The 21,834-nt window shown below is 62.9% G+C and carries 22 protein-coding genes; 11 read left to right on the top strand and 11 right to left on the bottom strand.

Translation table 11 applies throughout. The features are described 5' to 3' along the window. Positions 1-94 precede the first annotated feature (94 nt). The 3 genes from BLW62_RS17050 to BLW62_RS17060 all read right to left on the bottom strand — a co-directional run bounded on the left by BLW62_RS17050 (position 95) and on the right by BLW62_RS17060 (position 2,454). On the bottom strand, positions 95-598 hold the full coding sequence (locus BLW62_RS17050) for a helix-turn-helix transcriptional regulator (RefSeq protein ID WP_090508234.1): 504 nt from the start codon (positions 596-598) through the stop codon (positions 95-97). Positions 599-993: 395 nt separating this feature from the next. Further along, a complete protein-coding gene (locus BLW62_RS17055; RefSeq protein ID WP_090508235.1) occupies positions 994-1,347 on the bottom strand; it encodes a hypothetical protein in 354 nt (117 codons plus the stop codon). A 138-nt stretch (positions 1,348-1,485) separates the two neighbouring features. Beyond that, complete coding sequence (locus BLW62_RS17060; protein WP_090508236.1) at positions 1,486-2,454, bottom strand: NAD-dependent epimerase/dehydratase family protein; 969 nt, start codon at positions 2,452-2,454, stop codon at positions 1,486-1,488. Positions 2,455-2,699: 245 nt separating this feature from the next. On the opposite strand from BLW62_RS17060, the gene allB reads away from it, so the two are divergent. Continuing rightward, entirely contained in the window at positions 2,700-4,067 is a 1,368-nt protein-coding gene (gene allB, locus BLW62_RS17065; protein ID WP_090508237.1) for an allantoinase AllB, read from the top strand. Positions 4,068-4,179: 112 nt separating this feature from the next. Beyond that, complete coding sequence (locus BLW62_RS17070; protein ID WP_090508238.1) at positions 4,180-4,407, top strand: hypothetical protein; 228 nt, start codon at positions 4,180-4,182, stop codon at positions 4,405-4,407. A gap of 69 nt (positions 4,408-4,476) precedes the next feature. Here BLW62_RS17070 and tuf read toward each other — a convergent pair whose 3' ends face one another. The 7 genes from tuf to BLW62_RS17105 form a co-directional block, all read right to left on the bottom strand. Then, positions 4,477-5,745, bottom strand: a complete 1,269-nt coding sequence (tuf, locus tag BLW62_RS17075; protein WP_090508239.1) for a translation elongation factor EF-1 subunit alpha — start codon at positions 5,743-5,745, stop codon at positions 4,477-4,479. 272 nt (positions 5,746-6,017) lie between these two features. Continuing rightward, positions 6,018-7,289: an NRAMP family divalent metal transporter gene (locus tag BLW62_RS17080; RefSeq protein WP_090508240.1), complete on the bottom strand. Its 1,272-nt coding sequence runs from the start codon at positions 7,287-7,289 to the stop codon at positions 6,018-6,020. Between the two features lie 117 nt (positions 7,290-7,406). Next, on the bottom strand, positions 7,407-8,477 hold the full coding sequence (locus tag BLW62_RS17085) for a quinone-dependent dihydroorotate dehydrogenase (RefSeq protein WP_090508241.1): 1,071 nt from the start codon (positions 8,475-8,477) through the stop codon (positions 7,407-7,409). 89 nt (positions 8,478-8,566) lie between these two features. Then, positions 8,567-10,270, bottom strand: coding sequence for a class I adenylate-forming enzyme family protein (locus BLW62_RS17090; protein ID WP_090508242.1), 1,704 nt, complete (start codon positions 10,268-10,270; stop codon positions 8,567-8,569). 95 nt (positions 10,271-10,365) lie between these two features. After that, entirely contained in the window at positions 10,366-10,737 is a 372-nt protein-coding gene (locus BLW62_RS17095) for a (2Fe-2S) ferredoxin domain-containing protein (protein ID WP_090508243.1), read from the bottom strand. 3 nt (positions 10,738-10,740) lie between these two features. Continuing rightward, the gene (locus tag BLW62_RS17100; protein ID WP_090508244.1) at positions 10,741-11,496 is read right to left on the bottom strand and encodes a CbtA family protein; all 756 of its coding nucleotides are present in this window, start codon (positions 11,494-11,496) and stop codon (positions 10,741-10,743) included. A gap of 2 nt (positions 11,497-11,498) precedes the next feature. Then, the gene (locus tag BLW62_RS17105) at positions 11,499-11,687 is read right to left on the bottom strand and encodes a CbtB domain-containing protein (protein WP_090508245.1); all 189 of its coding nucleotides are present in this window, start codon (positions 11,685-11,687) and stop codon (positions 11,499-11,501) included. A 244-nt stretch (positions 11,688-11,931) separates the two neighbouring features. Here BLW62_RS17105 and BLW62_RS17110 point away from each other — a divergent pair, with 244 nt between their 5' ends. The 9 genes from BLW62_RS17110 to BLW62_RS17150 are packed head-to-tail and all read left to right on the top strand — an operon-like array spanning position 11,932 to position 20,417. After that, positions 11,932-12,969 carry a monovalent cation/H+ antiporter subunit E gene (locus BLW62_RS17110; protein WP_090508246.1) on the top strand — a complete coding sequence of 346 codons (1,038 nt, stop codon included), beginning with the start codon at positions 11,932-11,934 and terminating at the stop codon, positions 12,967-12,969. After that, entirely contained in the window at positions 12,966-13,253 is a 288-nt protein-coding gene (locus BLW62_RS17115; RefSeq protein ID WP_076583475.1) for a cation:proton antiporter, read from the top strand. Before BLW62_RS17110 ends, BLW62_RS17115 begins: the two co-directional genes overlap by 4 nt. Further along, positions 13,250-13,582, top strand: a complete 333-nt coding sequence (gene mnhG, locus BLW62_RS17120) for a monovalent cation/H(+) antiporter subunit G (RefSeq protein WP_090508247.1) — start codon at positions 13,250-13,252, stop codon at positions 13,580-13,582. Before BLW62_RS17115 ends, mnhG begins: the two co-directional genes overlap by 4 nt. Further along, entirely contained in the window at positions 13,579-14,127 is a 549-nt protein-coding gene (locus BLW62_RS17125; RefSeq protein ID WP_090508248.1) for a DUF4040 domain-containing protein, read from the top strand. Before mnhG ends, BLW62_RS17125 begins: the two co-directional genes overlap by 4 nt. Continuing rightward, entirely contained in the window at positions 14,127-14,633 is a 507-nt protein-coding gene (locus BLW62_RS17130; RefSeq protein WP_090508249.1) for an MnhB domain-containing protein, read from the top strand. Before BLW62_RS17125 ends, BLW62_RS17130 begins: the two co-directional genes overlap by 1 nt. After that, the gene (locus BLW62_RS17135; RefSeq protein ID WP_090508250.1) at positions 14,626-15,009 is read left to right on the top strand and encodes a cation:proton antiporter subunit C; all 384 of its coding nucleotides are present in this window, start codon (positions 14,626-14,628) and stop codon (positions 15,007-15,009) included. The genes BLW62_RS17130 and BLW62_RS17135 overlap by 8 nt, the downstream gene beginning before the upstream one ends. Next, on the top strand, positions 15,002-16,573 hold the full coding sequence (locus BLW62_RS17140; protein ID WP_090508251.1) for a proton-conducting transporter transmembrane domain-containing protein: 1,572 nt from the start codon (positions 15,002-15,004) through the stop codon (positions 16,571-16,573). Before BLW62_RS17135 ends, BLW62_RS17140 begins: the two co-directional genes overlap by 8 nt. Beyond that, entirely contained in the window at positions 16,570-18,564 is a 1,995-nt protein-coding gene (locus BLW62_RS17145; protein WP_090508252.1) for a proton-conducting transporter transmembrane domain-containing protein, read from the top strand. The genes BLW62_RS17140 and BLW62_RS17145 overlap by 4 nt, the downstream gene beginning before the upstream one ends. Then, on the top strand, positions 18,561-20,417 hold the full coding sequence (locus BLW62_RS17150) for a Na(+)/H(+) antiporter subunit D (protein WP_090508253.1): 1,857 nt from the start codon (positions 18,561-18,563) through the stop codon (positions 20,415-20,417). The genes BLW62_RS17145 and BLW62_RS17150 overlap by 4 nt, the downstream gene beginning before the upstream one ends. Before the next feature lie 152 nt (positions 20,418-20,569). Here the strand turns inward: BLW62_RS17150 and BLW62_RS17155 are convergent, their stop codons facing one another. After that, the gene (locus BLW62_RS17155) at positions 20,570-21,700 is read right to left on the bottom strand and encodes a tyrosine-type recombinase/integrase (RefSeq protein ID WP_090508254.1); all 1,131 of its coding nucleotides are present in this window, start codon (positions 21,698-21,700) and stop codon (positions 20,570-20,572) included. Positions 21,701-21,834 lie beyond the last annotated feature (134 nt).

Here is a 21,834-nt window from a genome sequence, read left to right on the forward strand (position 1 = left end):
AAATCAACGATTGCTGATACGGTTCGGGCCAACGGTGTATCGGTGTAACAACAGGACGGTCGGTGTGGTTCCTGAACCGAGTCACCACAGGCCGTCACTCGCTCGTCGGTCGCTCGGGTGATTGTGACGCTGTCGGCTCGTGTCCGGGCAAGCAGACGAGGTTCTCTCTGCCGAGTCGGAGCTTCGTAATGCGTCCTTCCTCCTCGAGTTCGGCGAGTAATCTGCTGACTTTGGCCTTCGACCAGTCGACGGAGTCGACGATCCGAGATTGCTTCATTCGGCCGCCGTTGTCCTGAATTAGCTGTTGAACCTGTTCTCGATCGGTCAGGAACTCTTCGGTGTGCGTACTCGAGTCGGCTGAGAACGAGTCGCGACTACCCAGTCGGTTGCGGACGACGAGAACACCACCGAGGAGTGCGAGACCGAGGATGCCAAGGAGCGCAGCGATGTGTGGACTCCACTCGAGTTGCGCTGGGTGGCCGACGCCGGCGGCCACGAACGGCGCGGACCAGATGGAGATGTCGGTGGTTACTGATTCGATGCCTGCTGTCTCAGGAGAGACGAGTGTCGTGGCGGATCCGTGGAACTGACTGGTCATGTGAGATAGACTGGTCTGGCTTCACTCACGCTTCTCTATACCGTCGATACCGCTTCTCAAATCATTTTTCATCGTGTTTTTATTCGTATTATTTCATATTTCATGATGGTTGATAGCTCCTCGATAGTGCGATTGAACGCAACTCAGGGAATGGCGCGCGTGGCACGTGAGGAGGCGAGGCGATGATCGGCTTCCAACCACGCTCGTGGCGTGGGTCAGGAACGCGAGTGTGCGACGTGTGGCCTCGAGTCGACAGCCTGTGCTGTCCCGGCGAGCACACGCCAATACGTGGACGACGCGAGTACCATGCGAGCAGTGTCGCGGTGGAGTGGGGTAGGTTCACGCCTTGAATACCCACGGTCGGTTGCTCGAGGTGCTCGTGAATCAGCGAAAAATCACACGCCGGGGACGCCGACGGCGTCGAATCCCGTGACGCCGATGAGCGCCAGCACGTAGAGGACGATCAGGACCGATAGCCACGCGACGATCGTGATCGCGGCGGCATCGACCCAGCCGCCTGGATAGCGTGCGTTGACGACTGCGAGGTACGCGAGCAGTACCAGGAGCGGACCGAGTAGTGGGATCCAACCGAAGAAGAATCCAACGACGGCCCAGATAACGGCACCTAACAGTGCCGTGATGAGCGCATACGTGTAGTCTTCGGCGTCGACGACCACCTTCGCGCCGGCGTAAATGCCAACGGCACCGATGAGCAGGCTCACGACGAAGACGATGAGGCTTTCGATCATACATTCTTTCGAGGCCACGACTACCGTTAGTTATCTTTCACCTACACTCACGAAAAGAGCAGTGTACCGCGACGAAACGTCGGTTTTCGACATCGTTTCCGCCAGAAATTTCGTCGTCGTTTCGTCGGACACTCGCGGTTAGGCCGACCGTTCGAGGAATTCCGGTTCGCTCCCGGTCGGCGCGAGTCGCGTTTCCTCGACGAGCGAGTGAATTCCACGCTCGAGGTCGACTCGAGATTCGAAGCCGAGCGTCTGGGCCGCCTTCGAGACGTCGGCACGGCTGTGTCTGATGTCACCGGGACGGGGGTCGCGGTGAACGATCGACGAGGACGACCCCGTCGCGGTTCGGATGGTCTCGGCGAGGTCCGTAATCGACGTTTTGGCACCCGTGCCGATGTTGTACGCCTCCCCGACGTCGTCGGTCGTCGCGGCGTATAGATTCGCGCGAACGATATCGCTCACGTGGACGAAATCTCGGGTTTGTTCCCCGTCGCCTTCGATCGTGATCGGCTCGTCGGCTCGGGCCTGCTCGAGAAACGTCGAAATAACGCCACTGTAGGGCCCCTGCTGGCGGGGACCGTACGCGTTGAAGTATCGCAACGACACCGTCGGCAGGTCGTACAACTCGGCGTAACGTCGCGTGTACTGATCGAGTGCGAGCTTCTGGATGCCGTAGGGCGACATCGGTTCGGTCGCCGACGCTTCCGTCACCGGCAACTCGTCGGGATGGCCGTACACCGCAGCGCTCGAGGCGACGACGACTCGCGCATCTTCCTGTCGGGCCTGTTCGAGGACTAAGAGACTCGCCTCGAGGTTCGTCTCGTTGCTTCGGCGCGGGTCGTCGACGCTTCGCGAGACGCTGACGATCGCCGCGTGGTGGAAGATGATGTCGACGCCGCGAGCGGCCTGCTGGAGCGCGATCGGATCACCGACGTCGCCGTCGATGACGGTCACATCTTCTGGGACGTTCGCTGCGTCCCCCGTCGAAAAGTTATCGAGGATTCGCACGTCGTTGTGTGGCGTCAACGCCTCCACCAGGTGACTGCCGATAAAGCCTGCCCCACCGGTCACGAGTACCGTCTGATCGCGAATCGCTGACGAGTCCATCTACTCGCTGGAGCACCTCTCCACCGTTTAGTATACGATTCGTACGCTGGCGTATTCACGCCCTACGAATCGGGAAATACGTCGTGTCTCGCCAATCCTGATGCAGGTCTCGAGCAGTACGACGCTGTTTCTCGGCCGGTGTGAGAGCATTCGAGTGTCCGTCGAGATCGAAACCGAATGCGCGGAATGATGCCACCAAATCGGCCAACAGAAGCTATATGCGGCCCCCGTGACAACCCCCGTCAATGACCGTCGACCTCGTCGTGAGCAACTGTACCGTCGTCACGCCGGCCGGGCGAACGCCCGACGCGGGTGTCGCCGTCGAGGACGGTGAGATCGTCGCCGTCAGCCGCAGTGACCAACTCCCCGACGCCGACCGGGAACTCGACGGCGACGGGAACGTACTCGTTCCGGGGCCCATCGACTGTCACATTCACAACCGGGAACCCGGCCTCGAGTACAAGGAAGACTGGGAGTCAGCGACGCGGGCGGCCGCCGCCGGGGGCGTGACGACCGTCGTCGGCATGCCCAATACGGACCCCGTCATCGACCGCCCCGAACACCTCGAGCTCAAGTTCGACCGCGGCGAGGCTTCGGCGCACGTCGACTTTCAAAGTTACGTCGTCGTCACTTCGGAGAACCTCAAGTTGATTCCCGACCTCGACGACGCCGGTGCACTCGGGTTCAAAATCTTCCTCGGTTCGACCGTCGGCGACGTGCCACCGCCGAACGACGGCGAGATTCTCGAGGCGATGGAAGCGATCCGAGAGACGGGCAAGCGTCTCGGCTTCCACGAGGAAAACGGCGAGGTTATCGATCACTACACGGCGCAGTTTAAAGCAGCGGGAAAGAACGACCCGATTCACCACTCTCACTCCCGGCCCGTCATCGCCGAACGCGAGGCCGTCGAGCGGATGATCACATTCGCCGAGGAGACGGGCGTGAAGATCCACATGTACCACGTTTCCTCGGGTTCGGCGGCCGAAGCCGTCGCACGCGGCAAGGATCGCGGCGTCGACGTCACCGCCGAGACGACGCCCCACTACCTCTGGTTCACGGAGGAAGTCATGCGAGAGAAGGGGAACCCGGCCCGCATTCAGCCGCCGATCCGCGATGCCGAAGAACGCGAGAAACTGTGGAACGTCGGTATCGACGACGGCGTGATCGATTGCATCGCCACTGATCACGCCCCCCACACCCCCGAGGAGAAGAAAGTCGACGACCCCTTTGGCAACACGTGGGACGCGATTTCCGGCTTCGTCGGCCTCGAGACCGAGATTCCAGCCATGCTCACCTTCGTCGATCAGGGCCGACTCACGCTCGAGGAGTGGGTTCGTCGCCACGCCGCCCGACCCGCCCAGGTCTGGGGGATGTACCCACAGAAGGGCTCCTTGCAGGTCGGGACCGACGCTGACTTCACGATCGTGGATCCGGACGAGGAGTGGACCCTCGAGGACGCGTCGGCGCTTCACTCGAAAAACTGCGTGACGCCGTTCGAAGGCGAGTCCTTCACCGGAAACGTGGTGTCGACCGTCGTCCGCGGCGAAGTCGTCTACGAGGACGGATCCGTCGTCGGCGACTCCGGGCACGGAACGCGAGTCACACTCGAGTAGCGACCGTTCCCGACGCAAACTGTCGTTTGCCGCGAGGATTATCAGAACCTGAAATCAGCAATCGGTTTATAAGCAATATCCAACCCTCCGCCACGGATGAGGACCTCCCGCAATGTCAGATTCCGACTCCGATGCGGACGACGCCGACGCCCAGCAGGCGAAACGACTCCGGTCAGTCTACCTCTCGGTAACGGACGGCGATACGGACCCAGTCGTCGAACCCCAGCAAGAAGACTCGAAAAACCGAGAAATTAGCGAAGATCGCGTGAACGAAGCCGTCGGTCCCGCGGAGTTACACGGACTCGACGATGCGATCGACGACCCGGAACCAGCGGACTAACGCTCACCTGCCACGTATTTTTTCACTGCGTCTCTCGAGTTGCCGGAGCGAGCGCTTCGAAGCGCTCGCTCACTCTCGCTCGTTGATCTCGAGGACCTTGCCGGCCGCGATGGTCTGACCCATGTCACGGATGGCAAAGCTCCCGAGTTCTGGGATCTCGCTCGAGGGCTCGATGCTGAGTGGCTTTTGTGGTCGGATGGTGACCACAGCAGCGTCACCAGACTGGATGAAGTCGGGGTCTTCTTCGGCGACTTCGCCGCTTGCGGGGTCCATCTTCTTGTCGATAGACTCGATCGTACACGCGACCTGTGCCGTGTGGGCGTGGAAGACCGGGGTGTAGCCAGCCGTGATGACCGATGGGTGTTGCATGACGACGACCTGGGCCTGGAACGTCTCGGCGACGCTCGGTGGGTCGTCGGCCGGGCCACAGACGTCACCGCGGCGGATGTCGTCCTTGCCGATTCCGCGGACGTTGAATCCAACGTTGTCACCCGGCGCTGCTTTTGGCACCTCTTCGTGGTGCATTTCGATCGTCTTCACTTCGCCGCCCACGTCGCTGGGCTGGAAGGAGACGGTGTCGCCGATGTTCATGACACCGGTCTCGATTCGGCCGACTGGGACGGTCCCGATACCCGAAATCGTGTACACGTCCTGAATTGGGAGCCGAAGCGGCGCATCTGTGGGGGGCTGTGGCTCGGGGAGATCGTTGAGTGCCTCGAGCAACGTCTCGTCGCCGTACCAGTCCGTCTCGTCCGACGACTCGGCGACGTTGTCGCCCTCGAACGCCGAAATCGGGATGAACGAGGCGTCGTCGGTGTTGAATTGCACCTGTTTGAGCAGTTGTGTGACTTCCTCGAGGACCTCGTCGTACGTCGATTCCTCGTAGTCGACGACGTCCATCTTGTTGACGGCGACGATGAGTTCGTCGATACCGAGGGTCCGAGCTAGGAAGACGTGCTCCTGGGTCTGGGGCGCGACACCGTCGTCGGCGGCGACGACGAGTACGGCGTGATCGGCCTGAGACGCCCCGGTGATCATGTTCTTGACGAAGTCGCGGTGTCCGGGCGTATCGACGATTGTGAAGTCGTACTCGTCGGTGTCGAACTCCTGATGGGCGATGTCGATGGTGACGCCCCGCTCTCGCTCTTCGGCGAGGTTGTCCATGACGTAGGCGAACTCGAAGCCGCCTTTGCCCTTCTCTTCGGCCTCCTCGCGGTGTTGCTCGATGACGTGTTCGGGGATGTTCCCCGTCTCGTAGAGGAGTCGCCCGACCAGCGTGCTCTTCCCGTGGTCGACGTGTCCGATGATGGCCAGATTTTGGTGGGGTTTGTCACTCATAGTGTGTCTCGCACCCACGTACTACGGTCGCCGGACGTAAAAACGACTACGTATGCTCTCTCGAGTGAACTACCGGCTGTGGTAGTACTACGCGGGATTCGCTGATGCGCCACGTACCGCGAGAACCGTCGACAACGCCACCTGTAGCGTGCTACACACATCTCGAATGTCACGAAATCGTCCATCGGTGCGCAGTACTGACCGCGCGTCAGCGTTCACCTCTCCCCTTCGAAACTCGCGTCGACAGGGATTCCCGAGCGGGCTCGCGGTCGCTAGAAGCCGCCACCGAAGAGTACCTCGAGGAAGTCCTGGACCGCGAAGACGGCGAGGACGAACGCTAGCAACACGAGAAACGCGTTGACGACGTTCAGCGCCGTCGTGTTCCGGTGTTGTCCCATCGTCTCGCGGTCGTTAACTGCCCAGTACAACAACAACGCCGCGAGCGGTAGGCCGAAGATGCCGTTGTACGTCGGGAACAGGATGACCATGTCGACGACCTGCAGGTCCAGGAGGTGACTGACCAGCGGCGAAGCGAAACCTGTCGCGGTGACGGCGACGAAAACGAGTTTGAAGGCGCGAGTGCCCTGGTCGACGTCGATGTCCATCGCCTGTGGAACGATGTACGCCGGGGTCCACATAATCGGGATGATACTATTGAACGCCGCGACGGTGACGCCCGCGACGAACAGCACCATCGCCCACGTACCGAACACTTCGACGAGCGCCTCACCCGGCGTGATGAAGGACTCGAGTTCGGTGTACCCCATCGGCCGCAGTATCGCGGCGGCCACGATCAGGATCGCGACCGTGGTAATCCCGCCGACGGTGAATCCGATCGTCAGGTCCCGACGGGCGTTCGAGACGTCGCTCTCGTCGGCCCACCCCTTCTCCTCGACGAGGATCGACTCGAGGAAGAAGTTGGGCCATAGCGCGGTCGTCCCGAGCAGGCCGGCGGCGATCGTCAATGCGCCGAGCGTGTCCGACGTCGGAACGAATCCGAGCGCCACAGCACCCAGGTCGGGATTGCTCGGTCCCGCAACGACGAGGTAGAGCACCATCAGCGACAGCATCATCACGACCATCAACTGTTCGATCCGCTGGTAGTCCAGCAAGCCGACGCCGATGGCGAGGACGGTCGTCACGATTGCGACCGGCTGCCAGGCGATGGCGCCGCCGGTCAGAAAGGAGACGCCGGCGCCGACGGCGGCGACGAGGCCGAGACACCAGGCGATGCAGCCAATCGAGAGAAAGACTGCAATCCCCGTCGCGAGGACGCGTCCCAGTTTTCGTCGGACGAAGACCATGAGCGGTTCGCCGTGGATCCCCAGGCGCGCGCTCATGTCTTGGGCCATGATGCCGAGCAGTACCGCGCCAACGACGGCCCACAGGAGCGTGTAGCCGTGCATTACGCCGGCCTGACTCGCGATGAAGACCGATCCCGAGCCGAAGTAGCTGGCGACCATAACGAACGCCAGTCCGTACTCTCCAATCGCTTTCGACAGCTCGTCAGCGAGCTGTTCCGGAACGGATTTTGTTGCGCCCATTGGTTATTCGTATCGATATACGATATGCGAGCAATACGAGAGACAGACGATACCGTGCACGTAACTGAATATATTCACCGCTCGGAAAAGGGTCAGCGCTTCAACTGCACGGTCGGTTTACTCGAGGCCGGCACCGACGGCGTCTTCGACCGTGTCGAAGCCGTCGCGCTCGAGTAACTGGACGAGTCCGCGATTGATCCGCTTCGCCGTCGACGGGCCCTCGTAGACGAAGCCGGTGTACAACTGGACGAGGGACGCGCCGGCTCGAATCTTCGCGTACGCACTCGTCGGCGAATCGACCCCTCCGACGCCGATAATCGGCAGGTCGCCGTCGGTGTGTTTCGCGATCGATCGGATGACTGCCGTCGACCGATTTTCGATCGGCGCGCCGCTGAGCCCGCCCCACTCGCTTCGTTCCGGGGACTCGAGTCCCTCGCGACTCGTCGACGTGTTTGTCGCGACAATGCCGTCGAGGTCGAATTGCCGGACGATATCGACTAACTCGAGCACCGACTCCTCGGGTTCGTCGGGGCCGATCTTCACCAGCATCGGGACGTCTCCGTCGTTTTCGGCCTCGAGCGTCTCGAAAATCGCACGAAGATGCTCGGGCGAGGCCTCGTCGAACTCGTCGGGCGTGTTCGGACAGGAGACGTTGACGACGACGTAGTCGGCGAAGGGCGAGAGTCGGTCGAAGACGCGCCGGTAGTCCTCGATCGCTTCGTCCTCGCTCGAGGAGTTCATCTTCCCGATGTTGACCCCGAGTGGGAAGCCCGGAGTGCCGTCGGCCTCGAGTCGGTCGCGAACGCGGTCCATTCCCTGACCGTTGAATCCCATTCGGTTGACCATCGCCTCGTCCTCTCGGAGACGGAACAGCCGCGGCCTGTCGTTGCCCTCCTGAGAGTAGGGCGTAACGGTCCCGATTTCGACGAATCCGAACCCGAGCGCCTCGAGCGCGTGTGTTACTTCGGCGTTCTTGTCGAAGCCGGCCGCCACGCCCACCGGGTTTGAAAACGTGGTTCCGAACAGGTCGACCTCGAGTGCCGGGTGTTCGTACTGGTAGGCACTCGAGAGCGCCGTCCGCGTCGGCCACGTGGATTGGGCGGCCCGGAGCGTCCGTTTGCCGAGGTCGTGTGCCGTCTCGGCGGGGAGTGTGAACGCGAGGGGCCGAACCCGCGAGTACAGCGTCATTGCCCGAACACTCGAATCGCTGGTACCTAAACGTCCCGAAGCCGCGACGGAGTCGAGCGCGTCTCCACTCTCACCCCGTGGCGACGCTATCAGGAGTCGAACCGATCTCGAACGCGCTCGCGCAACGTTCCCTTCTGGACTTTCTCCCCGTTCGGTCCCGGCGTCGTCGGGAACGCCTCGACGAACTCGAACGCGGCCGGAACCTTGTAGTCCGCGACTCGGTCGTCGAGAAACGTCTCGAGGCTGTTGGCGGAAACCCCACCCTCACTCTCGCCGGCCTCGCGGTTACTCTCCCCGACCTTGCCGTTGCTCTTCCCAACCTCGCCGTTACTCTCGAGGATGACGAACGCGACCGGCACCTCGCCGTGGCGTGGATGGGGTGCACCGACGACCTCACAGGAACGGACGGCAGCATGCTCCTCGACGGCGGCTCCGATCTCTCTGGGCGCGACGAGGAAGCCCCGCGTTCGCAGCGCGTCGTCGAGCCTCGAGCGGTAGTAGACCGAACCGTCGGCCTCCCGAACGCAGAGGTCGCCGGTGTAGAACCACCCCGACTCGTCGAACGCCTCGGCAGTCGCGTCGGGCTTGCCGAGGTAGCCGTCCGCAACCGGATAGCCGCGAAGGGCGAGTTCGCCCGCCTCGCCCGCTGGGCGTTCCGCTCTCGACTCCGGATCGACGATCCGAACGTCTATCTCGGGGTGAATCGGTGGCCCGCCGACTCGTTTTCGTTTCGCCATCGGCGCTGCCGGATCGCCGACGAAGAGTTGGCTGTTCGCCTCCGAGAGGCCGTAGGGTTGGACCACCGGAAAACCGAACGCGTCTTCGATACGTTCGAACAGCGGTTCGTCGAACCCCTTGCTGATGAACCCGACGACGCCGCGCTCGAGCGTGTCGACGCGCGAGCGAGCGAAGTCCGCAATTGCGAGCATTCGTTCGAACATCACGCCCAACCCGGAGAGGGAGGTCGCATCGTGGCCGTCGACCAGGTCGATTGTCCGCTCGGGGTCGAAGTGCGTCTGCGTGACGAGCGTCGCGCCCAAAAGGAGGTGTGCGAACACCGTGTTGTACCCCCAGATGCCACAGAACGGCAGCGTCGCGACGCCTACGTCGGATTCGTTAATCTCGAGGTGGGCTGCGACGTGTGCGCTATGGTTCACCAGCGAGCGATTCGACTGGAGACAGCCCTTCGGGTCGCTCGTCGTCCCGCTCGTGTAGAAAATCGCCGCCGTCGCAGCGGGGTCGCTCGCTGGCTCGAGGTCGGCGTTCGATACTCGACTCCGTCCCTCCTCGACCACGTCCTCGTAGTCGCGAATGGCTGGTCGTCGTGGATCCGACTCGAGGCTCACGACGGCATCGAGCGTCGGAATCGAGTCCGGGTCGAACGTCGATGGCGACTGCGTGGCGACTTCCGGCACGATCGATTCGACCATCTCGTGGTAGTTCCGTCCGAGTAGTGACTCTTCGGTCACGAGGACGCTCGCGCTCGAGTCGGTGAGCATGTACTCGAGTTCGTGGGTTCGATAGCGGGTGTTGACGGCGACCATCGCGGCCCCGAGAACCGAGGTCGCGAGCTGGCAGGCGACCCACTCGGGTCGGTTCCCGAGCCAGACCGCGACGACGTCGCCCGCACCGACGCCGAGGTCCGCTAGCCCGGCGGCGAGCGATCGACTTTCCTCGAGGAGAGTTGCGTACGTCCAGTCGGTGTCGGGACCGACGACGGCCGACTTTTCTGGGTGCGTCGATGCGACCGTCTCGAGTGCCTCGTATATCGTCTTCTCCGGCCATGCGAGCATTTTTCCTATCCCAGCAGTCGGAATCCGTCGATAAAATCGTTGTGCCGTGTGGGCATTTCACAACTCGTGTGGCTGCTCGGGTCGCTCGAGCAGGACTACTCGGCGGCCGTCGTGTCGTCCGTTGGAGCGTGGCGCTCTGACTCTCGGCTGACTCGTTGGGCATCGGGGCCGAACTCGTTTTCGAGAAGGGTGGGCACGTCCTCGGGTGTCACGTCCGAATACCACTCGTTTCGAGGGTGGATCGCGATTGCGGTTCCCTCCTCGCTACAGAGGCCGAGACAGCCGGTTTCCGTCACGGAGATCGGACTCCAGAACGCGTTGCGTTCGCGGAGCCACGATTTGACGGCCTCGAGCGTCTCCTGCCCGCCGACGTCGGCACAACAGGCGTACTCGGAGTCTCGAGCATTGGTGCAGACGAACACCTGTGCGGCGAGGCGGTCGCGTTGTCGGTCAGTTTGTCGTTGCATTCGTTATGGGTTCGCGGTGAGTGGGTCGTTCGATCCGCTGGCAGTTGTCTCGCCAGTGGGGGCCGTTCGCCGTCGAAGTGCGTTGAACGTCCCTGCGAGCAGCACCCAAATTGCGGCCTGGCTGAGTGCGGCGAGCGCCTGGTACGTCGAGACCAGGTCGCCGGAGAGGTCGGGGTGGGTAATCACCGTCGGCGTCGCGAGCGGGACGATGGTGACGACTGCTGCAATCGGCACTGCGGCGACGAGGAGGCCGACGACCGGATGTCGCGGTGCGCCTCGCTTGTACGCGGCGATCGACGCGGCCGCCACGAGTGCGCCGAGTGCGATCAAGCCGACGTAGACCGCTAGCCGGCCATTGATCGTGTACAACTGCTCGGCACCCGGAGCTGCGGGTGGCAGAACGAGCCACGGTGAGAGCGAGACGGCGAAGAATCCGGCTCCGGCGAGCACGTACGCTTTCACGCTCTCAGAACCGGGGAGTGCTGGCTCGAGGAAGTAGAGCGCGATCGCGAAGAGGCCGCCGAGGAAGATTGCCCAGAGGACGCCGCTCCCGGCACTGACGATGGCTGTCGTGGTTTCGGAGACGGCGTGTTCGTGGCCGTGGTCGCCGTGTCCGTGCCCGTGATCGTGGCCGTGGTCGTGTTGTGCGTCGTGAAGGTAGTCGCCGAGTGGATTGCCGACGAGCACCATGTACATGCCGTAGGCGAGTCCGGCGACGACGCCGGCGAGAATTCCTCGTTGGAGGTAGTCAGCGATCATCGTTAGTGACACGCGATTCCCGCAGCGTGGCGGAAGTTGTGCATTGCGTCGTGAGCGAGGGGCTCTTGCAGGAAGACGAGCGTGAACGCAATTGCTGCACCGAACAACAGTCCGCTCGCGATCTGCAACGGAGAGAGTTGATTCTGTGCCGATTCGAGTCGATTGTGAACGCTATCGTTCGTCGCAGCCATGCAATTCAATTTGGACTAACGAAAGTATACTTGTAAATGTACCGGTCGGCGCTACTGAATTGAATACAAACCGGAACACTCGCTCGAAAGAGCCCGTTGCAACCATCACGAATAATGTAAAAATATAGGCTCGATGGACGGTCACGCCGTCGGATAACGAAATTGTTTTCCTACGTCTGCCGCTTGACTCGACTAACGACGAGCGATATGACTATTCAACGACGGTTACCTGGAGGGTTGTTCCGTGGCGGTTGAACGAGTGCTCGTACCGCTGTCGGATACGGTGACCGTTCGACAGACGGTCGAGTACGCTGTGCGCTCGAGTCTCGAAGACGCGACCGACCTCGAGGTCCACCTGGTGGTTGCCCTGCCACACGAAGCGAAACACCTCGAAGGGCAAGCGAAGACCGACGAGGCTGAAACGCTGCTGGCGAAGGCCGAAAATTGGGTTAGTGAGGACGCTGGCGACAACGCCGTGACGACCGAAACGTCCTTACTCGGCACCGAGGAGTACCTCTTCGGCCCTCGAGACTTCGCAGAGACGTTCGAACGCTACGCGGACGATCACGACATCGACAGGGTGGTTCTCGACCCGGAGTACCAACCCGGCGCGACAGCACAGATGCTCCAGTCGATCGAGCGCGAGCTCGATGCGGTTGGGCTGGCCTACGACGAGGCGCCAGTTGAACGACCAGCACGACACGAACGACTCGTTGGAAGCGGTTCCGAACGATTCGATCGCCTGTTCGCGATGTTCTGGATTTCCTATGGTTTCTACCTGATCCTCGGCGATCCGACCTACTGGTTCGACCTCGTGACGGGTGCCGCAGTTGCCGGCATCGTCTCCGTTTCACTCGCGCACGTGACGTTTACGTTTCCGCTCGACCGAATTGGCTCCCCCCTTCGGACGCTTCGCTTTGCGGTCTACGTGCCCTATCTGATCCTCGAAATTATCAAGGCGAATCTCGCTATCTCGATCGTCATCCTCCGACCGTCGATGCCGATCGATCCCACGATGACGCGGGTCAATGCACGCGTCAGAAGTGGTCTCCCACTGCTCGCGTTAGCGAACAGTATCACGCTCACACCGGGGACGCTGACCGTCCGAGCGAACGATCAGCGACTGCTCATTCACACGCTGATCCCGACGGCCCGCGACGACCTCTTCGACGGCTCACTCGAGCGAGCCGTTCGGTTCGTCTTCCACGGTCGTGAAGGGGCCAACATTCCGACGCCCCGCGAGCGCGGTGACACCGAAATTCTGGGAGGTGAGGACGGATGATTCCGAGTGGCGTGACGATCGAGGACATCTTCCTCGCCGCGGCGGCGCTGTTCATCGTCCTCGCGATTATGATGTTCTATCGCGCCGTTGCCGGTCCGACGACGCAGGATCGCCTGCTCGCGGTGAACGTTCTCGGGACGAACACGGTCGTGATTCTCGCCTTGCTCGCGGCGGGACTCGACGAGCCGTGGTTCCTCGACGTGGCCCTCATCTACGCCCTGCTCAACTTCCTGATGGCGATCGCCATCTCGAAGTTCACGGTCGAGCGAGGTGGTGTACTGTGATCGAAGCGATTCGCTTCTGGGCCATCGTCGTCCTCATCGCGTTCGGACTGTTCTTTACGTTCGTCTCCGCGGTGGGGGTGCTTCGACTGCCGGACATCTACGCACGTGCACACACCGCCTCCCAGACGGACACGCTCGGTGCGGGACTCGCACTGGCGGCCGTTGCGATCGCCCTCGGCTGGGACAGTATGACGATCTACGCCGTTTTGTTGCTGTTCTTCGTGTTCATCACGAACCCGACCGCTGCCCACGCGATCGCTCGCTCGGCGGCCGAGACCGGAATCGATCCGTGGACGACGGACTCCGACGAGGAGGGTGAGTCGAAATGAGCGCCATCGCGTACACGCTGACGGTGTTCATCTTGCTCGCCGCGATTTTCACGGCGCTATTCCGTGACGTGCTCTCCGCGATCGTCGTCTTCGGCTCCTACAGCCTCGGGATGGCGATCCTCTACACCTATCTGCTCGCACCCGACGTCGCGATGACCGAAGCCGCGATCGGTGCCGGCGTGACGACCATTCTGCTCCTGTTGACCATCGCGCGCACGACCCGTCCGCCGACGGATCGCGTGTTCGAACGGATCAACGTGGCGGCCGTCGTCGTCGTCGGCGCGTTCGTCCTCGTCCTTCTGACGTTGCTTCCGGATATGTACGCCGTCGGGACCGCGGACGCACCGATCTGGGGCGAGGGCGTCCTCGCCGAGACGCCGTCGCTGTACTACCTGCAAGAAACCTACGCCGACACCGGCGCACAAAACGCAGTGAGCGCCGTCTTGGCCTCCTACCGTGGGTTCGACACCTTCGGTGAGGCCGTCGTCGTCTTCGCGGCCGGATTGGCCGTTCTTCTCGTCTTGAAACGGGAGGTGTTCACATAATGTCGAACGCAGATTCCTACGACGATACGTACACCGAGAGCCAGGTGATCATGACCTCGGTCAAGATCATCGCACCGTTTATTCTCACCTACGGGATGTTCATGAGTCTCCACGGTGCCGACACGCCCGGCGGCAGTTTTCAGGGTGGCGCGATCATCGGCGTCACCGTCCTCATGCTCGCCTTCGCGTTCGGCATCGAACCGACCCGTCGGTGGCTGAAAAACTCCTTCGTCGTCGGCCTCGTCACCGGTGGCGTCGCCATCTTCATCGGAACCGGGTTCGCCACGATGGCACTCGGCGGAAACTTCCTCGAGTACGACGCTATCGCCGACACCTTCGGCATCGCTCACTACTGGGGGATGGAACTGATCGAGGTCGGCGGCGTCGCGTTGATCGTCGCCGGCGTCGTCATCACGCTCTTTTTCGCCACCGCGGCTGGCTTTACGCCAGACCGCCAGGTTGGCGGAGAGGACTCCCTCGAGTCGGAGGTGAGCGACGATGATTGAAGGCGCTGTTGACGTGCTCGCGACGCGCTACGCGTACGCGTTGATGTTCGTCGTGATGGGGATCGGGATGTACATGATGATCGCGAACGAGAATCTCGTAAAGAAGCTGATCGGGGTCAACCTCTTCCAGACCGCGATCTTCCTGTTCTTCGTCGCGGTCGCGTTCGTCGAGGGCGGCTCCTCACCGATCGTCCCTGCGACGGAGAATCCCGGCGAACTCGCGATGGCGAGTCCGCTCCCCCACGTGATCGTGCTGACGGCGATTGTCGTCGGCATCGCGTTGACTGCCGTGGGACTCGCACTGATCGTCCGGATTTACGCGGAGTACGGAACGCTCCGCGAGGACACCCTTCGGGAGGTGCGTGCCGATGAGTGAACTCGCCGAAATGCTGCCGGCCCTACTGGTCGCCGTCCCGATCTTGCTCGCGGCCGTACCCATCGTCCTCGGATTGCGATTCGAGCGGACGGGCTGGTCCGTCGCCGCGATTACGACAACCGCCCTGACCGCCGCGACCGTCTACCTCGCCACAGCCGTCTACGAGACCGGACGCGTGGTCCACGTGCTCGGCGGCTGGGGTGAAACCGAAAACCGTCCACAGGGTGTCGGAATCGAACTCGTCGCCGACGAGTTCTCCGTGCTGATCGCCTTACTCGTGACTATCACTGCCGCTGGTGCCCTCGCGTACATGCGTGCCGGTGGCCCGCGCGGGAACACGTTCTACGGCGGCTACCTGCTGCTCGTGGGGGGGCTGCTCGGCCTCTCGCTGACCGGCGACGTGTTCAACATGTTCGTCTTCCTCGAGATCGTGGGGCTGGCGACGTACGCGATGATCGCCGCTGGCGACGGTCCCGAGTCGGCCGTCGCCGCCCTCAAGTACCTCATTCTGGGGACTGTCGGCGCGTCGTTGTACCTCATCGGCGTCGGATTCCTGTTCATGGCTACCGGAGCGTTGAACATGGAGGTCCTCGGCGAGGCGATCCCACAGATCGCCGAAGAGGGCGGAAGCGACCTAACGCTCCTGCACGCGGCCTTCGCGTTCATCTTCGTCGGCTTCGCGCTGAAGGTGGCCCAATGGCCCCTGCACACGTGGCAGCCAGACGCCTATCAGCACGCCCCTGACGGCGTGACGCCCGTGATCGCGGCGCTCGTCTCGACCGTCTCCGCGTACGCGCTCGGTCGAATCATGTACAACGTCTTCGGCCCCGAGTTCCTCACGGCCACGCCGTACCTCACCGAAATCGTGGTCGCCGTGGGCGCTGTGAGCGTCGTCGCCGGAAGTACGCTCGCGGTCATCCAGCGCGACGTCAAACGGATGTTCGCGTACTCCTCGGTCTCGCAGTTCGGCCTCGTCGTCGCCGCCTACGGTCTCGTCACGCAGACGGCGTTCGTCGGCGCGGTGATCCACCTGATCGGCCACGGCGTCATGAAAGCCGGGCTGTTCATCGCCGCCGGACTCATCGCCATCGGCTACGGCGCTCGCACGGTCGACGAGTACGCCGGCCTGGCGAAGAGCCGCCCGTTCGCAGCCGGCGCGACGGCCTTACTCTTGATCGCACTGATCGGAATTCCGCCGTCCGCCGGCTTCATCGGCAAGTGGTACATCGCCGTCGGTGCCGTACAGGCTGAAGCCTGGACCGTCGCCGCCGTGATCTTCCTGAGCACGATGTTCACGCTCGCCTACGCCGCTCGCTTGCTCGAGAAGATGTACTTCACGCCGGCGACGCCCGTCGAATCGCCACACCCACCGGGGCCGGTCGCGGCCGACGGTGGCGAACCAGCCGGTCGCGATTCGATCCGTCGGGGCTCCCCCGAGGCCGTCTCGTTCGGCATGCTCGCCATCCTCGTCACCATCGCACTCTCCGCCGTCGTCATCGGCTTCGCCGGTGGTACGTTCTTCGAGTGGCTCGAGCCGTTTACCTCGGAGGTGTTTACTGAATGACTGAAGTTGCCGATCCACGTCCGTTAGCCGCCATACTCGTTTCGGCGGTCGCGATGTGTCTGATCATCGCGTCGTATCGCTATCCGAACGTCCGCGAGGGCTGGTCCGTCGTCGCCGCGGTGGCGAAGTTCGGGATCGTCGCGAGTATGATCCCCGGTGTGATGGACGGCACCGTCTACGAGTGGAGTCTCGCGGACTCTCTCGGCGTCGAGTTCCTCGCCGGAATCGACTTCGTCCTGCGAGCCGACCCGCTCGGCTTGCTGTTTGCCCTGCTCGCGAGTTTCCTCTGGATCTTCACGTCCTTCTACGCCGCGGGCTACATGCGCGGACTCGACGAACACGCACAGACGCGGTTCTTCGCGTCCTTCGCGGCCAGTCTCTCGACCGCACTGGGGATCGCGTTCGCCGGGAACCTGGTGACGATCTTCATCTTCTACGAACTGCTGAGTCTCGTCACCTACCCGCTGGTCGCCCACAACGAGGACGACGAAGCCCGAATCGCGGGCCGCAAGTACCTCGCGTACACGTTCTTCGGTGGCGGGGTCTTCTTGCTCGCCGGGACGGTCCTCACCTACTGGCTGACCGGACTGGTCGGCGATCCGACCACCGCGTTCGAAACGGGCGGCATCGGCGCGCTCGCCGAGGCCGCACAGGTCGAACCGGTGTTCGCACAGGCTGCCTTCTTCCTGCTGATCGCCGGCTTCGGCGTCAAGGCGGCCGTCATGCCACTTCACTCGTGGCTCGCCGACGCGATGGTCGCGCCGACGCCCGTCTCCGGACTGCTCCACGCCGTGGCAGTCGTCAAATCCGGTGCCTTCGGCGTCGCTCGAGTCATCCTCGAGGTGTTCGGTCCCGGTCTGATCCACGATCTGCCGTTGAATGTGCCCGGAATCGGCGAGGTGGGGCTGAACGTTCCCGTCGCGATTCTCGCGGCGTTCACGCTGACGGCGGCGAGTATCATCGCGCTACGAAAGGACCACCTCAAACGCCGACTGGCGTTCTCGACGACGGCCCAGCTTTCCTACATCGTGTTAGGGCTCTCGATGCTCCATCCCTTCGCGATTCTCGGGGCGCTGTTTCACATCCCCGCCCACGCGTTCGGGAAGCTCACCCTGTTCTTCTGTGCGGGGGCGGTCCACGTCGAGACCCACACCGACTACGTCAGCGAGATGGCCGGTATCGGCAAGCGGATGCCGCTGACGATGTCCGCCTTCGCCGTCGGTGCGGCCGGCATGGCCGGGATTCCGCTCATCGCCGGCTTCGTCAGTAAGTTCTACATGCTGATCGGCTCCGGTTCCGTCGGTGGCGGCTACTGGATTTTCGCGACGGCGCTGATCGTCTCTGGCGTCCTCAACATCGCCTACCTCTGGCCCGTGGTCTACACGGCCTTTTTCGAGAGCGAGGACCGCCACGACGCGAAACCACTCCTCGAGTTCCCGCCAGGTGGCAAACGAGAGTCCTACTTCGGTGACGAGGAACTTCGAGCCGACGGTGGTGAGCCAGAGGACGACCAGCCCGAAAGCGGCCAGCCCCAGCCGACCGACGACGAAGGCGAGGCCAAGGGGGCCGGCACGCCGACGGAGGCTGAGGAGGCGACTGCAGACGACGAACCTGAGTACGCCGTCGACAAGTACCCGAGCGACCACACCATCCCGGAGGAGACAGAGCCAGCTGACGATGACATCGACGACGGACACACTGATGATCACGACGACCACGCCGACGAGCACCACGACCACGGCGATCACCACCACGGCGGCCCGCCGGCCGGCGGCTGGGAACGTCACTCGCCGTTCAGCGAGAGCACGTGGCTCATGATCGTCCCGATCAGCATCATCGCGACCGGTGCGATCACGCTCGGCGTGATCCCCGATTACGCCATCTTCCTCGAGCTCGCGATGTACATCGTCGAGGGCGTCTTCGGCGTCGAGTCCTTCGGTGAACTACACGACCTCTCTCTCGAGGAGGCCATGGAGGTGATGGACGAATGATCGAAGCGGACCTCCTGACGATAGCGTACCCGCCGCTGCTGGTCTTCGTCGCAGCGCTGCTCGTCCTCGTCTTACCGCGCACCCTCGGCTTCGCCGTCGGCGCGCTCAGTCTCGCAGCCGTCGTCGCCGTCGCTGCGTTCGCCCCCGAGGGTGCCCACCTCACCGGCACGTTCCTCGGATTCAGCGACGTCAGGCCGTTCTACATCGACGAGTTCACCCGAATGATGGGGATCGCCCTCGGCTTCCTCGGCACCTTCGCCGTGATCTACGCCTACTCGAGTGAGGCCTCGAAGACGATGGCCGCATTCGCCCTCGCGTACGTCGCGTCGGCGATCGGTGCCGCGTTCGCGGGCGACTGGCTCGTGCTCGTCTTCATGTGGGAGATCATGGCCATCACGAGCACGCTGCTCGTCTGGCACTACGGCGGCGACGCCGTCCGGGCGGGGTATCGCTACGCCATCGCACACGGTATCGGTGGCAGCCTCGTCCTCTTCGCGGTGATCGCCCACTACGCGCAGGTCGGGACGTTCGTCTACGGCGAGGGCGTCGACTATCCGAACGCGCTGCTCGCTGGCGGATTCGCGGAGGGGCTGCCGATGTTGCTCGCGATTCTCGGTATCGGCGTCAACGTCGCGTTCGTCGGCTTCCACACCTGGCTGCCCGACACCTACCCGCGACCCCACTTCGCGGCCTCGGTGTTCCTCGCAGCGTTCACGACGAAGACGAGCGCGTACATTCTCCTGCGAGCAGTGCCAGAGGGCAACATCTACCTCGCGTACATGGGCGGTCTGATGGCCGTCTACGGCGTCGTCTTCGCGCTGCTCCAACACGATATGCGCGCGCTGTTGTCCTATCACATCCAGGCCCAGCTGGGCTACATGGTCGCCGGGATCGGTATCGGGACGACGATCGGTGCCGCCGGCGCGATGGGACACCTGTTCAACAACGTTCTCTACAAGAGCCTGCTGTTCATGGCCGTCGGGGTCGTCATCTACCGCACTCGAGAGAACGACCTCTACAAGCTCGGCGGACTCTGGCGCGAGATGCCCCTGACCGCCATCGCCTTCTTCATCGGCGCGCTCTCGATTACCGCCGTTCCCGGATTCAGTGGCTTCATCAGCAAGGGGATGGTGCTCGACGCCGCCGATCCGAGCTACTACGGCGGCTCGGAGTACCAGGCGCTGTACTGGTTGCTCTTCATCGGTGCGATCGGGACCTTCCTCTCGTTCATTAAGCTCGGCTTCTACGTCTTCTTCCACGGCGAGAGCGACCGATCGGTTCGAGACTCCAAGCCCGGTCAGACGATGGCGATGCTCTCCGTCGGTGGGGCCTGTGTCGTCCTCGGACTACCTGCGATCGGATGGCCCGTCTTCACGGACCTGCTGCCACTGATCGACGGCACCGAGTTCCTCGGTCCCGGCGGCGACGAACACACGCTCACGCCATACAGCACCGGCCACCTGCTCGATGCGCTCATCCTCATCACGGTGTCCGCAGTCGGCTTCAAACTCATCCGCAAGCCGCTCTCGAAGATGGACTACTCCGACCCGGCACTCGTGGTCAACCCGGCGTCCTACCACATCGGCCGCGGATCGATGCGCGCCGTCACCGCGACGTACGCAGCCGTCGACAACGCCGTCGTCGGTCTCGTCAAACGCAGCTACTGGGTCGGCAATAATCCCGTACTGGCGGTCGATGCCGCGGCTCGGCGAGTACCAGTTCTCGAGGTCGAAGAACAACGACCCGCCGACGGTGGCCGCCCGTCGACGATCCACCTGCGCACGAGCATCGGGACGACCGTGCTCTTGCTCACGATCGTGCTAACGGTTATCGTCTGGTTGCTCATCAGCTGAGACGCGTTTTTTCTCTTCGTGGCGAGAACCGTCCTCCGGACACCCTGTGGACTGTTGGTACCGGGTAGTGAATCCGAGCACTGCGTCGTGACGTTTTCCGCTCTCGCCGGTCACTCGTCGAAAAGAGAAACGGGAGTGACGGCAGTACCCAATTAGTCGTCTCGCTCGCTCGAGTCCACGTCGATGACCGGCTGGGACTCGGGAACGGCGATCGTCCGTTCGAAGATGGACGCGCGTAACGTGGACTTCGTCGTCGACGCCTCGCGTCTGAACTGGCTGTCGGTGTCGTCGACGTTGCCACGCACGCCTCGAGGCGTGAGGTACTCGCCGTCGACGTCGACGTTCGCTTCCGCACAGAGGCGTTTGAGGACCGAACGCGCACCTTCGGTCGTGATCGCCGGCGGCGCGATGTCGCGTTCGCGGGCGAGTTCGACCGACGTCGCGTCCGCGAACATCGCGTCGATCTCTTCGTCCGTGTGGCCACGCTCGGCGAGCGTCGTTCGCACTTGCGCGGCGATCGACGGCGCGTGACGAGTCGGAAACAACGGCCACTCGTTCGACGGCGGATCGAGCACGACGCGGTAGCGCCGCAGCGGCGTTCGGGCCGGGGCCGGAAGCGGCACCTCCTCGAGTCGCTGGGATTTTCCGAGGACCCGAATCGTTCCCGTGTAGAAGTCGACGTCGTCCCAGGTCGCCCCGCTGCGTCGCTCGTCGTCGGGAACGCGAAATAGTTCTGAGCCCCGGACGTCTGAGTGCGCCAGCAATGCGACGATCGCGTACTCTCGGAGACGATTGCGTCGTTCAGCGTCGCTGGATTCCGTGCTGGTCGCCTCGAGTGCGCGCTCGCGGATGGTCGTCACGAGTCGCCGTCGCTGCGTCGGCGACCAAAATTCGGAGTTCGCCGTCGACTCAGCGGTGGGGAGTGCGGATTCTGCTCGCTCGCTGGCGGCTGGATTTGCCTCGATGATCCCCCCACGGACACACCACGAACAGAACGCGCGGACGACGGCGTAGTACGTACTCGCCGTCGAAGCCGTGTACTCGCCACGATCAGTACGTGTGCGAAGCTCTGTCGCGTACGCCCGGAGAGCCGTTTCGTCCAGCGTCGCAAACGTCGTGACGTCGTGGGTGTGCTCGAGCCATTCGGCCCAGCGGCGAAGTATCGACTCCGCGTTCGACGCGTACGTTCCCGCACCGGGGCCGTCGGGGTCGCCGACGGCTTTTCGCTGGAGATAGGCGTCGACTGCGTCGGCGATCGTGACGCGGTTCCCGTCCGTGCTCATCCCTCGATCACTCCATCCGCTTGGTGGTGTAGAGCGAATTCATATTGGCGTCCCTCCGCCGGTTCCCGTCGTTCGCGGCTCTCGTGACGAATTCGTTCGACAGTCGTCTCGATACCGCGGTTCATCTACGTGTA

This window comes from Natronorubrum sediminis, from assembly GCF_900108095.1.
Classification (GTDB): Archaea; Halobacteriota; Halobacteria; order Halobacteriales; family Natrialbaceae; genus Natronorubrum; species Natronorubrum sediminis.